This window comes from Micromonospora salmantinae (genome assembly GCF_022230905.1).
GTDB classification, from domain to species: domain Bacteria; phylum Actinomycetota; class Actinomycetes; order Mycobacteriales; family Micromonosporaceae; genus Micromonospora; species Micromonospora salmantinae.
The window spans coordinates 24,615-36,956 of sequence record NZ_JAKKFG010000007.1 but is presented as its reverse complement, the minus strand read 5'-3'; the positions used below and the strand labels follow the sequence as shown (position 1 = coordinate 36,956).

At 71.3% G+C, this 12,342-nt stretch carries 11 protein-coding genes; 4 read left to right on the top strand and 7 right to left on the bottom strand.

What is annotated here, in order from left to right:
* Nucleotides 1–247: 247 nt before the first annotated feature.
* Genes PSH03_RS06160 through PSH03_RS06140 form a run of 5 tightly spaced genes read right to left on the bottom strand, consistent with a single transcriptional unit; the run spans nucleotide 248 to nucleotide 6,069 of the window.
* Nucleotides 248–2,629 (bottom strand): ATP-binding cassette domain-containing protein, encoded by a 2,382-nt coding sequence (locus tag PSH03_RS06160; RefSeq protein ID WP_210785749.1) that lies wholly within the window; start codon nucleotides 2,627–2,629, stop codon nucleotides 248–250.
* 29 nt (nucleotides 2,630–2,658) lie between these two features.
* Entirely contained in the window at nucleotides 2,659–3,069 is a 411-nt protein-coding gene (locus tag PSH03_RS06155; protein WP_210785750.1) for a VOC family protein, read from the bottom strand.
* Between the two features lie 5 nt (nucleotides 3,070–3,074).
* On the bottom strand, nucleotides 3,075–3,533 hold the full coding sequence (locus PSH03_RS06150) for a helix-turn-helix transcriptional regulator (protein ID WP_441005694.1): 459 nt from the start codon (nucleotides 3,531–3,533) through the stop codon (nucleotides 3,075–3,077).
* 60 nt (nucleotides 3,534–3,593) lie between these two features.
* Nucleotides 3,594–4,553, bottom strand: coding sequence for a DNA polymerase domain-containing protein (locus tag PSH03_RS06145; RefSeq protein WP_210785752.1), 960 nt, complete (start codon nucleotides 4,551–4,553; stop codon nucleotides 3,594–3,596).
* A 31-nt stretch (nucleotides 4,554–4,584) separates the two neighbouring features.
* Entirely contained in the window at nucleotides 4,585–6,069 is a 1,485-nt protein-coding gene (locus PSH03_RS06140; RefSeq protein ID WP_238688514.1) for an MFS transporter, read from the bottom strand.
* A gap of 75 nt (nucleotides 6,070–6,144) precedes the next feature.
* On the opposite strand from PSH03_RS06140, the gene PSH03_RS06135 reads away from it, so the two are divergent.
* The 3 genes from PSH03_RS06135 (at nucleotide 6,145) to PSH03_RS06125 (ending at nucleotide 9,494) form a co-directional block, all read left to right on the top strand.
* On the top strand, nucleotides 6,145–6,579 hold the full coding sequence (locus PSH03_RS06135; RefSeq protein ID WP_238688513.1) for a winged helix-turn-helix transcriptional regulator: 435 nt from the start codon (nucleotides 6,145–6,147) through the stop codon (nucleotides 6,577–6,579).
* Nucleotides 6,580–6,681: 102 nt separating this feature from the next.
* Nucleotides 6,682–7,269: a TetR/AcrR family transcriptional regulator gene (locus PSH03_RS06130; RefSeq protein WP_210785754.1), complete on the top strand. Its 588-nt coding sequence runs from the start codon at nucleotides 6,682–6,684 to the stop codon at nucleotides 7,267–7,269.
* Nucleotides 7,269–9,494, top strand: a complete 2,226-nt coding sequence (locus PSH03_RS06125; RefSeq protein ID WP_238688512.1) for an MMPL family transporter — start codon at nucleotides 7,269–7,271, stop codon at nucleotides 9,492–9,494. The genes PSH03_RS06130 and PSH03_RS06125 overlap by 1 nt, the downstream gene beginning before the upstream one ends.
* Nucleotides 9,495–9,597: 103 nt before the next feature.
* Here PSH03_RS06125 and PSH03_RS06120 read toward each other — a convergent pair whose 3' ends face one another.
* A complete protein-coding gene (locus tag PSH03_RS06120; protein WP_238688511.1) occupies nucleotides 9,598–10,854 on the bottom strand; it encodes an erythromycin esterase family protein in 1,257 nt (418 codons plus the stop codon).
* 128 nt (nucleotides 10,855–10,982) lie between these two features.
* On the opposite strand from PSH03_RS06120, the gene PSH03_RS06115 reads away from it, so the two are divergent.
* Nucleotides 10,983–11,174: a DUF2795 domain-containing protein gene (locus tag PSH03_RS06115; protein ID WP_210785757.1), complete on the top strand. Its 192-nt coding sequence runs from the start codon at nucleotides 10,983–10,985 to the stop codon at nucleotides 11,172–11,174.
* 162 nt (nucleotides 11,175–11,336) lie between these two features.
* Here PSH03_RS06115 and PSH03_RS06110 read toward each other — a convergent pair whose 3' ends face one another.
* Nucleotides 11,337–12,239 carry a Gfo/Idh/MocA family protein gene (locus tag PSH03_RS06110; RefSeq protein ID WP_238688510.1) on the bottom strand — a complete coding sequence of 301 codons (903 nt, stop codon included), beginning with the start codon at nucleotides 12,237–12,239 and terminating at the stop codon, nucleotides 11,337–11,339.
* Nucleotides 12,240–12,342: the final 103 nt, after the last annotated feature.

The following is a 12,342-nucleotide window of genomic DNA, read 5'->3' as shown; positions in this document are numbered from 1 at the left end:
GTGGCCAGCCGACCCGTGGTCGTCCTATACGTGACAGGCCCCGCCCAGAACGCATCGACGTCGACCTGCGGGGCGACCAAAACGACCCGTACATGTCGCTCGAATAGGAACGACAAGCACCTCGTCTCACCGGAAGCGCGGCGTTGCGACCCCGATTGACGACTCGACGATTCCCTAGCCGTCTCGGCCGCGCACGCACCCTGGCCGCCGGTCGCGTAGTGGTTCGATCGGCGGCCAGGGCCTTTGGTCAGCTGCCGACGTACGCCGCCAGGTGCTCGCCGGTGAGGGTGGAGCGGGCGGCGACGAGGTCGGTGGGAGTGCCCTCGAAGACGATCCGGCCACCGTCGTGGCCGGCGCCGGGGCCGATATCGATGATCCAGTCGGCGTGCGCCATGACCGCCTGGTGGTGCTCGATGACGATCACCGACTTGCCGGAGTCGACCAGGCGGTCGAGCAGGCCGAGCAGTTGCTCCACGTCGGCCAGGTGCAGGCCGGTGGTCGGCTCGTCGAGGACGTACACGCCGCCCTTCTCCGCCATGTGGGTGGCCAGCTTCAGCCGTTGCCGCTCCCCGCCGGACAGAGTCGTGAGCGGCTGCCCCAGGCTCAGGTAGCCGAGCCCGACGTCGGCGAGCCGGTCGAGGATGGCGTGCGCTGCCGGCGTGCGCGCCTCGCCGGCGCCGAAGAACTTCTCGGCCTCCGTCACCGACATCGCGAGCACCTCGCTGATGTCGCGACCGCCGAAGCGGTATTCCAGCACCGATGCCTGGAACCGCTTGCCCTCGCAGTCCTCGCAGGGGGCGGCTACGCCCGCCATCATCCCCAGGTCGGTGTAGATGACGCCGGCGCCGTTGCAGCTCGGGCAGGCGCCCTCGGAGTTGGCGCTGAACAGCGCCGGCTTCACCCCGTTGGCCTTCGCGAACGCCTTGCGGATCGGGTCGAGCAACCCGGTGTACGTGGCCGGGTTGCTACGCCGTGAGCCGCGGATCGCGCCCTGGTCGATCGAGACCACGCCCGCGCCGGCCGGGATCGAGGAGTGCACGAGCGAACTCTTGCCGGAGCCGGCGACGCCGGTCACGACGACGAGCACCCCGAGGGGTACGTCGACGTTCACGTCCCGGAGGTTGTTGGCAGTGGCGCCCCGGATCTCCAGCTTGCCGGTGGGCGTCCGCACCGTCTCCTTGAGGGCCGCCCGGTCGTCGAGGTGGCGGCCGGTGATGGTGCCGCTGGCCCGCAGACCTTCCACTGTGCCCTCGTAGCAGACGGTCCCGCCCTCGGTGCCGGCGCCGGGCCCGAGGTCGACGACGTGGTCGGCGATGGCGATGGCCTCCGGCTTGTGCTCCACGACCAGCACTGTGTTGCCCTTGTCGCGTAGTTGGAGCAGCAACTCGTTCATTCGTTGGATGTCGTGCGGGTGCAGCCCGATCGTCGGCTCGTCGAAGACGTAGGTGACGTCGGTGAGCGAGGAACCGAGGTGACGGATCATCTTGGTGCGCTGCGCCTCACCGCCGGAGAGGGTGCCCGACGGTCGATCGAGCGACAGGTAGCCCAGCCCGATCTCCTCGAACGAGTCGAGGAGGTGTTGCAGGCCGGCCAGCAACGGGGCCACCGACGGCTCTTCGATCCCGCGCACCCAGGCGGCCAGGTCGCTGATCTGCATCGCGCACGCGTCGGCGATGTTCCTGCCCTTGATCTTCGACGACCGGGCCTCCTTGCTGAGCCGGGTGCCGGCACACTCGGGGCAGGTCGTGAAGGTCACCGCGCGCTCCACGAAGGCGCGGATGTGCGGCTGCAACGCGTCGATGTCCTTGGCGAGGAAGGACTTCTGGATCGACGGGATGAGGCCCGCGTACGTCAGGTTGATCCCGTCGATTTTGATCTTGGTCGGCTCCCGGTGGAGCAGGTCCTGCAGCTCCCGCTTGGTGAACTTGGCGATCGGCTTGTCCGGGTCGAAGTAGCCGCAGCCCCGGAAGATCCGGCCGAACCAGCCCTCCATGCTGTAACCGGGGATGGTGATCGCGCCCTCGTTGAGCGAGAGGTTGTCGTCGTAGAGCGCCGACAGGTCGATGTCGGTCACCGCACCCATGCCCTCGCACCGCGGGCACATGCCGCCGAGACGGTTGAAGGTCGCCTTCTCGGTCTTCGTCTTGCCAGCGCCGCGATCGACTGTGATCGCCCCGGTCGCCTTCACCGACGGAACATTGAACGAGTACGCGTTGGGCGAGCCGATGTGCGGCTGCCCGAGCCGGCTGAACAGGATGCGCAGCATCGCGTTGGCGTCGGTGGCGGTGCCGACGGTGGAGCGGGAGTTGGCGCCCATCCGCTCCTGGTCCACGATGATCGCCGTGGTCAGGCCATCCAGCAGGTCGACCTCGGGCCGCGCCAACGTCGGCATGAAGCCCTGAACGAAGGCGCTGTAGGTCTCGTTGATCATGCGCTGCGACTCGGCCGCGATGGTGCCGAACACCAGCGAGCTCTTGCCGGAGCCGGAGACACCGGTGAACACCGTCAGCCGCCGCTTCGGGATCTCGACGCTGACGTCCTTGAGGTTGTTCACCCGCGCGCCCTGCACCCGGATCAGGTCGTGGCTGTCGGCGACGTGCGGCTCGGACGGCTGGATGGCCGTGCTCATCGTGTCTCCATCTGTCGGGCGCGCAGGACTCAGCGCACTTCCTGGATGCGGACCATGTTGCCCGCCGGGTCCCGGAAGGCACAGTCGCGCACGCCGTACGGCTGCTCGGTCGGCTCCTGGACGACCTCGGCGTCGCTGGCCTCCAGCTTGGCGAAGGTGGCGTCGAGGTCGGTGGTGGCGAGGTTGACGCCGAAGTAGCTGCCCTTGGCCATCAGCTCAATGATGGTCTGCCGCTCGTCGTCGGTGATGCCGGGGTTGGCTGCCGGCGGGTGCAGGACGATGGCCGTGCTGGGCTGGCCGACCGGCCCGACAGTGATCCACCGCATCCCCTCGTAGCCGACGTCGAGGCGGACCTCGAAGCCGAGGACGTCGCGGTAGAAGGCCAGCGAGGCGTCCGGGTCGGTGTGCGGCAGGAAACTCGAATGAATGGTGATGTCCATGCTGGTCACGCTAGTTGCGGCTCGGTGACCCGCGCTTCTCGATTCCTGACCGGTCTGGTCACCTGCTTCGCCACGCACGACGGCATTCCGGCCGTCGCCTGCGCCGCCTGCCGCCGGTAGACGCTGGGCGGCACGCCGACCAGCTCGGTGAAGCGGGTGCTGAAGGTGCCCAACGACGAGCAACCGACAGCGAAACAGACGTCGGTGACGCTCAGGTCGCCACGGCGCAACAGGGCCATCGCCCGCTCAATCCGTCGGGTCATGAGGTAGCTGTACGGAGATTCGCCGTAGGCGAGCCGGAACTCGCGGCTGAGGTGCCCGGCCGACATGTGCGCGCCACGGGCGAGCGCCTCGACGTCCAACGGCTGCGCGTACTCCCTGTCGATCCGGTCGCGGACCCGGCGCAGCCGCGCCAGGTCGGCCAGCCGCTGGGTCGCATCGGATTTGCTGCTCACCTGCGAAATCGTGCCACAACCCACCGACAATCCGCCGCACGCCGGCGCGGGCGGTGGCCCACGGGCCGGTCAGCCGGCCTCGCGGCGGGCGCGGGCCCGGCGCTTCCCCTCGTGCATGGCCTGCACCCGGGCCACCGGGATGGTCCGGCCCTCGGCCACCAGGTCGGCGGGGAGCGGTTGCGGGGCCGGCATCAGGGCGGCCCACGGGTCGCCGTCGGCGAGCAGTGCGGGCGCGGTCCGGATGGTGAAGTCGGCGGGGGTCACCTCGGTCAGGTCGGCCCAGTCGACCGGGAACGAGACCGGCATCCCCGGGCGCAGCCGGGGGCTGTACGCGGCGGCCACCGTCGCCCCGCCCGCCCGGGTGGCGTCCACGAAGACCCGGCCACCCCGGTCCTCCTTGATGTACGCCGTGGTGGCCAGCGCCGGGTCGAGCCGCTCGGCGCGGACGGCGAGCGCCCGGGTGGCGGCGGCCAACTCCTCGGCCGTTGGTTCGTCGGTCACCGGGACGAAGACGTGCACGCCCTTGGCGCCGCTGGTCTTGACGGCGCCGGCCAGGCCGGCGTCGGCGAGCGCCTGACGGACCAGCAGGGCGGCGTCGACCGCCGCGCGGAACCCGTCGCCGTCCGGCGGGTCCAGGTCGAGGATCAGGTGGGTCGGGCGGTGCAGATCCGCCACGGTGGCCAGCGTCGGGTGGTACTCCACGGCCCGCTGGTTGGCGAACCAGAGCAGGGTGCGGCGGTCGTCGCAGAGGGCGTACGAGATCTCCCGGTGCGACGCCTCCGCCCAGACCGGTGCCCGGCGGACCCAGTCCGGGGTGTAGCGGGGCAGGTTCTTCTGCATGAACGGCGGCTGGCCGGGGCGGACCCTGATCACCGACAGCGGCCGGCCCCGCAACTGCGGGAGGAGGCGGTCCCGAACCGCGTCGAGGTAGTCGACCAGGTCACGCTTCGTCGCGTCGTCGCGGTCGGACAGCGGCTGGTCCAGGTTGGTCAGGGCCACGCCGTCCCGGGTCTCGTCAGCCTCGCTCACCCGACCACCCTCCCGGCCCCGGTGCCGTCGGTCAACTGGACGCGGCGCTTCGGTACGGATCGATTCCGGCACCCACCCCGGCCGGTTCCGACGGATCGGTGACCGACGACGGCCGGGCCGGGCGTCGGGGCAGGGTTGTCAGCGCCACCAGCCACGCGGCGACCACCAGAGCGGCGGCCACGGCGAACGCGGTCCGGTAGCCGCCGGCGAGCGCGGCGGTCTCGGCCCAGCCGGCGGCCCGCAGCCCGTCGCTGCGGGTGGCGGCCAGGGTGGCCAGCGCGGCCAGGCCGACCGCCCCGCCGACCTGTTGGGTGGTGTTGGCCAGGCCGGAGGCGAGCCCGGCGTCGGTGTCGGTCGCGCCGGCCATGGCCAGTGTGGTGACCGCCGGCAGGGTCAACCCGCCGGCCACCCCGAAGATCAACATCGCCGGGAGTACGTCCGCGACGTAGCCGCCGTCGGCGGGCAGCCGGGCGAGCAGGAGGAAGCCGACGGTCGCCAGGCCGAGCCCGACCAGCAGAACCATCCGGGCACCGAAGCGGGCGATCAGCCGACCGGCCAGGCCGAGCGAGACCACGGCGATCACGACCGGGGTCGGTAGGAAGGCCCAGCCGGTCGCGGCGGCATCCAGCCCCAGCACCAGTTGCAGCTCCACGGCGAGCAGGAACTGGAACCCGAAGTACGCGCAGACCATGAGGAACTGCACGGCGTTCGCCGCCACCAGGCCCGGGACGCGCAGCACCCGGGACGGCACCAGCGGGGCCGCCGCCACCCGTTGACGCAGCGCGAACCCGCCGAGCAGCAGTGCCGCGAGGGCCACCGCGCCGAGCGTCCGAGGGCTGGTCCAGCCGTGCTCGCCCGTGCCGACGATGCCCAACACGGCGGCCATCAGCCCGGCGGTGGCGAGCAGCGCGCCGGGCAGGTCCAGGCCGGCGCGCAGGCCGATCCCTCGTTCGGCCGGGAGCCGGCGGAGGGCCGCGATGAGGATGACCGCCCCGATCGGCACGTTGACCAGGAATATCGTCCGCCAGCCGGCGGCCTGGGTGAGCACCCCTCCGGCGACAGTGCCGACCGACGCACCGGCGGCGCCGGTGAAGCTGAAGACGGCGATGGCGCGGGCCCGCTCGGCCGCTTCGGGGTAGAGCCGGACGATCATGCCGAGGCTGACCGCCATGGCCAGCGCGCCGCCGATGCCCTGCCCGAACCGCGCGCCCACCAGCAGGGCCGGCCCGGTGGCGACCGCGCAGGCCAGCGAGGCCATTGTGAACAACGCGACGCCGGCCAGGAAGACCCTGCGCCGGCCCAGCAGGTCACCGAGCCGGCCGGCGAGCAGCAGCAGCCCGCCGAACGCGACCAGGTAGGCGTTCACCACCCAGGCCAGGTCGGCGGCGCTGAAGCCCAGGTCGCGTTGGATGGCGGGCAGCGCCACCGCGACGACGGTGCCATCCAGGATGATCATCAGGCTGCCGGCGCAGAGCACCAGCAGCGCCGGCCAACGGGATGGGACGACACGCTCCACGAAACGCCTCCTTGGTGCACTGTTTGTTACCGAGGTCATCGTCTGTGACCATGAACCGGAGCGGAAGGAGGCACTTTGATGTCCCAGAGGAACAGCGATGTGTCCGCGCTGGTCAAGGCCGAGCTGACCTGCGCGGCCGAGAACGTGCCGTTCACCCCGGGCCAGGCTCGGGCGTGCACCGTCCGCGAGGTGCTGGACCGGGTCGGCGGCAAGTGGAGCATCGGCATCCTGGTGGCCGCCTCGCACGGGCCGGTGCGCTTCACCGAGCTGGAGCGGCACATCGAGGGGATCAGCCGCCGGATGCTCACGCTGACGCTGCGCAACCTGGAGCGGGACGGCCTGCTGCACCGCACTGTCTACCCGACCGTTCCGCCCAAGGTCGAATACACCGCCACCCCGATGGCGCTGGAGCTCTACGAGTCGCTGGTCGCGCTGACCAGCTGGGCCGAGCGGCACCGGCGGGCCATCGCCGAGGCGCGGACCAGGTACGACACCCAGCACGCCGGGTAAACCCAGCGAGGGGTGTGGCGAACGCCACCGCTTCCATCTGACCGATCGGTCAGGGTCTGACCGATCGGTCAGGCATGCTGGTCTGCGGGAGGTGGACCGGGCATGGTCAGAGCGGTACCCGACACGCACGGCGAGATCCTCGCCGCGGCGGCGCGGCAGTTCACGGTGACCGGCTACCGGGGCACCTCCCTGCAGGACATCGCCCGGGAGGTCGGCTGCTCCAAGGCCACGGTGCTCTACCACTTCGCCAACAAGGAAGCCCTGCTCGCCGAGCTGATGGCCCCCGCGATCGAGGTGCTCCGCAGCCTCGACGAACAGCTCACCGGCCTGACCGGAGCTGCCGCGCAGGAAGTCGCCGCACAGGGCTTCGTCGACCTCGCGGTCCGGTTCCGGCAGGAGATCGCGGTACTGCGCGGCGAGTTCCCGGAACTGCTGTGCCAGCCGGCCTTCGCGCACATCCAGGAGATCTCCGACCGGCTGCGGGACGCGTTGGCCGGGCACTCCGACCGGCCGGGCGCCCGGATCGCCGCGCTGGTGCTGCTCGCCGGCATCTCCGAGGCGTGCGGCGAGTTCGCCGACATCCCCGACGACGAACTGCGCCTCGCCCTGCTCACCCTCGCCCGGCGGGCCGTCGAACCCGTCGACGCGCCACTGCCCCATCCACCCACGACCGAGGACAAGGACTCCTGATGGCCACCCTGCTCTACCGGCTCGGCCGGGGCGCGTTGCGCCGGCGACGGCTCGTCGTCGCGCTCTGGCTCGTCGTACTCGTCGCCGCCGGCCTGGCCGCGGCGACCCTGCGCGGCCCGACGGCGAGCAACTTCACAATGCCCGGCACCGAGAGCCAGCGCGCGCTCGACCTGCTGGCCGACCAGTTCCCCGCTGCCAGCGGCGCCACCGGCACCATCGCGGTCAAGGCGCCCGCCGACGGCCAACTGGCCACCCCGCAGGGTCAGGCAGTGGTGCAGGAACTCGTCCAGCAGGCGTCGGCACTGCCCGGCGTGGTCGGCGCGGTCAACCCGCTCCAGGTCGGCGCGGTATCACCCAACGGCCGGTACGCGCTGGTCCAGGTCCAGTTCGCCAGCGGCGGGGACGACGTCACCGACGAGCAGCGCACCGCCTACGAGCAGGTCGGCGCAGCGGCAAAGGCGCAGGGTTGGCAGGTCGCCCCCGGCGGCGAGGTGCTCGGCGGCGAGCCGGAGATCGGCTCCACCGAGGCGCTCGGCGTACTGGTCGCCGCGATCGTCCTGATCATCACGTTCGGTTCCCTGGTCGCCGCCGGCATGACGATGCTCAACGCGCTGATCGGCGTGGGCGCCGGCATGGCCGGACTGTTCGCGCTGAGCGGCGTCGTCCAGCTCACCAGCACCGCGCCGATCCTGGCGCTGATGCTCGGTCTCGCGGTCGGCATCGACTACTCACTCTTCATCACCTCCCGGCACCGGCAGAACCTGCTCGACGGCCTGTCCCCGGAGGAGGCGGTCGGCCGGGCCGTGGGCACCGCCGGCTCGGCAGTGGTCTTCGCCGGCGCCACAGTGGTCATCGCCCTGGCCGGGCTCGCCGTGGTGGACATCCCGTTCCTCACCGTGATGGGTCTCGCCGCCGCCGGCACCGTCACCGTCGCCGTACTGGTCGCCATCACCCTCCAGCCGGCGCTGCTCGGCTTCGCCGGTCGCCGGGTGCTCCCCCGCCGGCTGCGCTCCGTTCCCACCGACGGCACCGCCGCTGACGAGGACGACTCGGACGTCACCGACCGGCCGGCCGCGACGACGACCACGACCGAGGAGCGCAACCGGTTCGGTTTCCGCTGGGCGCGACTGGTCACCCGGTTCCGCGTACCGGTCATCCTGGTCGGCCTGCTCGGCCTGGGGCTGCTCGCGCTGCCCACGCCGGACATGCGGCTGGCCCTGCCGGGCGCCGCGACGGCCGCTGTCGGCTCGCCCGCCCGGGTGGCGAACGACCTGACCGTCGAGGGCTTCGGAGCGGGCTTCACCGGCCGGCTCGCCGTGGTGGTCGCCGGTGACACGCCACAGGCCACCTCGGCCGCCGTGCCGCAGGTCACCGCCCTGCTCCAGCGCACCGAGAACGTCCTCGCGGTGGCGCCGCCCCAGCTCAGCCCGGACGGCCGGACCGCGCTGCTCGGCGTGGTGCCGAAGACCGGCCCGACCGACGAGGCCACCGAGACCCTGGTGCACGACATCCGTGGCGCGGTGAGCGGGATCCCCGACGCGGACGTGCTGCTCACCGGCGTCACCGCCATCGGCATCGACGTCTCCGAGAAGCTCTCCGACGCGCTACCGATCTACCTGCTGCTGGTGGTCGGGCTCTCGGTGCTGCTGCTGATGCTGGTGTTCCGCTCGCTGCTGGTGCCGATCAAGGCGGCGCTGGGCTTCCTGCTCACCGTCGCCGCCACGTTCGGCATCACGGTGGCCGTCTTTCAGCAGGGGCACCTCGCCGACCTGGTCGGCCTGGACACGCCCGGCCCGCTGATCAGCTTCCTGCCGATCCTGCTCATCGGCATCCTGTTCGGGCTCGCCATGGACTACGAGGTGTTCCTGGTGTCCCGGATGCGGGAGGACTTCGTGCACGGTGAGACGGCCCGGCAGGCCACCATCAGTGGCATGGGGCACGGTGCACGGGTGGTCACGGCCGCCGCGCTGATCATGATCTCGGTCTTCGGGGGCTTCGTCTTCCTGGAAGACCCGGTGATCAAGTCGATGGGCTTCGCGCTCGCCATCGGTGTCGCCATCGACGCGTTCGTGGTCCGGATGACCATCGTCCCGGCGGTGATGTCGCTCCTCGGCGACCGCGCCTGGTGGCTGCCCCGCTGGCTCAACCGCGCCCTGCCCAACGTGGACATCGAAGGTGAGGGCCTGCGCACCCACCTAGAAGACCGCACCCCAACCCGCGTCTGACCCCCACCACCCTGTCGATCATGGAGTTGTGGTGCCCGTCGTGCCCCGATCAGGGGCCTTCGTCCAGCACCACAACTCCATGATCGATGCGATCGAGCGGGCGTCAGACGCCCGCCGGGTAGGTCTCCATCTCGCCGGGGACCGCCGGCACCGGTAGCGGGTGCAGGGCCGTGGTGTCGTCGCACCAGATGAAGGCGTCATAGCGGTCGCCGAGCCGGGTGGGCACGTAGTTGCCCCAGGACTCGAACGACGGGTCGTAGACGACCCCGATCGCCCGGTGGTCCACGGTCTCGGTGACCCAGCCCGGCTGGTCGTCACCGCCGAAGATCAGCACCGCCCGTTCCGGCATCAGCTCGTGCAACCGCCGCTCGATCGAACCCTCCCGAGCCGGGGGCACCACCATCGCCTCGGGCGGTGAACCCCACCGGGGTGCGGCGATCACAGTGCCCCGGTAGCTGCCGAAGCCGACCAGGGCCACCGCGTCCTCGCCGTGCCGTTCCCGGGCCAACTGACCAATGTTGACCATGCCGTCGGCGGCCATGTCGGTGGCCCGCGCATCCCCGACGTGCGTGTTGTGCGCCCAGACGATGCCCCGGGCGTCGGGGCCGTAGCGGTCCAACAGCCGGTCCAGGGTGTCCTGCATGTGGGTGTCGCGGATGTTCCACGAGTCCGGCCCGCCGGCCACCATCGCCCGGTAGTAGCGCTCGGCGCCGGCCACCACCTCCGCGTTCTGCCAGGCCGAGAAGCGGTCCGGGCCGTCGGAGAGAGCGTGTTCGCGGGTACGGGCGAGCAACCGGACAACCTCCTCCTCGCACCGCGCGGAGACGAACCGGCTGGCCGCACCGTACTCCTCGACCCTCTTGCCGTACGGCTCGAAGCACCGGTACGCGTCCTGCGCCGCCTCCAGCGACTTCGGGTCCTCCTCCCCCAGGTAGTCGAAGATCGCCTGCATCGACTCCCAGAGGCTGTAGACGTCGAGGCCGTGGAACCCGGCCCGTTGCTCCTCCGGCCGCTCCACGTTCCAGGCCCGCAACCAGCTGGCGAACCGGGCCACCTCGGCATTGGCCCACATCCAGGTCGGCCATCGCTCAAACTGGTCGAGTGCGAGCTGCGGTTCGAGCGCGCCGCCCGGCGCGGCCGTCACCGAACGGTGCACCCGATCGCAGTCGGGCCAGTCACCCTCCACGGCGACGAAGGAGAAACCGCACTCCGCGATCAACCGGCGGGTGAGTTGCTCGCGCAACCGGTAGTAGTCGTAACTGCCGTGGGTGGACTCACCGATCATCACCACCCTGGCGTTCCGAACGCGCTCCAGCAACGGGTCGAAATCGCTCGGCGCGCCGAGCCGCTGAACCAGCATGCCAGCGGCTACCCGGCCGCCGCTGCGGCAAACCGTGCGCGCGTCGCGGGCCGACACGCCGACCGCCGGGCCGTCGTGGGCCCCAACCCCGCCGGTGTACGACCACCGCGAGCGGGTAGCCGGCCGACATGACCGTCACCGGGGTTCAGTTGCAGGAGTACCTGGCCGGGCTCGACTACCCGGTCTCGCGGGAGGACCTGATCCGCTGGGGTCAGGAGAACGGGGCCAGCACGGCAATGTTGCAGATGCTCCAGGCCCTAACACCCGAGCAGTTCAACTCCCCCGACGAACTGAACGCCGCCCTCTCCACCCCCACCTAAACCCGCCCAACCCAACCCCAGCCCCAACCCGGCCCCGCCCAGCCCGAACCCGGGTGATCAAGAGGTTTGCGTCATGCCGCGTGGCGTGTCGTGACGCAAACCTCTTGATCAACTTGGGCTGGCGGTTGGGGTGGGTGGGGTGAGGTGGGGTGGGGTGGGGTGTTAGGGGAGGGGGATGGTGCGGGATTCGGTTCGGGCGGTTTCGGCGGCGGCGAGGATGGTGACGACCTCGCGGCCGAAGCGGACGTCGCAGCGGTGGTCCCGGGTGCCGGCCCGCACCTGCTCGACCAGCTGGTCGATGGCGACGCCGAACGCGGTGGCGGCGTCGTTCTCGCCGAACGGGACGTTCTCGATGCCGTTCTCGCCGTAGAACACGAACTCCCGGGCCATCGACTCGGTCGGGGCATCCAGGGAGAGCGAGGCGCTGCTCGTGGCACCGCCCTCGTGGGTGAGCAGCAGATGCACCATCCCGTTCGGTCCGTCCATTGCCGCCACCTGCGTCACCCGGCCCAGCACCGGCAGGAGGATCGAGAGCGCGTGCGGGGCGATGTCCCAGAGCGCACCGTGCTCCCGACGCCACAACGAGCCGCCGTACGGGCTGCCGTCCTGGAAGATCGAGGCGAACGCGGTGGTCCGGCCGTGCTGCCAGCCCCCGGCGGCCGCGGTGGCGGCGAGAAACGCGGTCACGTTCGGCTGGAACCGCTGGGTGAAGAAGACGACCGAGGCGACCCCGGACTCCTCGGCGGCGGCCACGACCCGGTCGGCGTCGGCCACGCTGAGCGCCAGCGGCTTGTCCAGCAGCAGGTGGCGGCCGGCGCGGGCGGCCCGGACCGCGATGTCGGCCTGGATGTCCGGCGGCAGGGCGACGGCGATCGCCTCGCACTGCTCGATCAGCGCGTCGACGTCGGCGTAGGCGGGCACGCCGTATCGCTCGGCCAGCGCGGAGGCCCGCTCCGGGTTGCGGCCCCACACCCCGACCAACTCCGCGTCGGGATGGGCGTGCAGCGCCTTCCCGTGCGTCTCGATCGCCCAGTGACCGGTGCCGAACAAGCCGAACCGCAGCACGTGTACCTCCGCTGTTTCCCCGCACCGCGACAACGCCACGGACGTGATCCACGCTAGTCGCCCGGGCGGCCATGACGGCGGCGGGTTCGACCAATCGAAGCAG

Bases quoted from the DNA above. Each gene is read 5' to 3' on its own strand.
- PSH03_RS06160 (WP_210785749.1), bottom strand. From the start codon at position 2,629: ATGAGCACGGCCATCCAGCCGTCCGAGCCGCACGTCGCCGACAGCCAC.
- PSH03_RS06155 (WP_210785750.1), bottom strand. From the start codon at position 3,069: ATGGACATCACCATTCATTCGAGTTTCCTGCCGCACACCGACCCGGAC.
- PSH03_RS06130 (WP_210785754.1), top strand. From the start codon at position 6,682: ATGGTCAGAGCGGTACCCGACACGCACGGCGAGATCCTCGCCGCGGCG.
- PSH03_RS06125 (WP_238688512.1), top strand. From the start codon at position 7,269: ATGGCCACCCTGCTCTACCGGCTCGGCCGGGGCGCGTTGCGCCGGCGA.
- PSH03_RS06120 (WP_238688511.1), bottom strand. From the start codon at position 10,854: ATGCTGGTTCAGCGGCTCGGCGCGCCGAGCGATTTCGACCCGTTGCTG.
- PSH03_RS06115 (WP_210785757.1), top strand. From the start codon at position 10,983: ATGACCGTCACCGGGGTTCAGTTGCAGGAGTACCTGGCCGGGCTCGAC.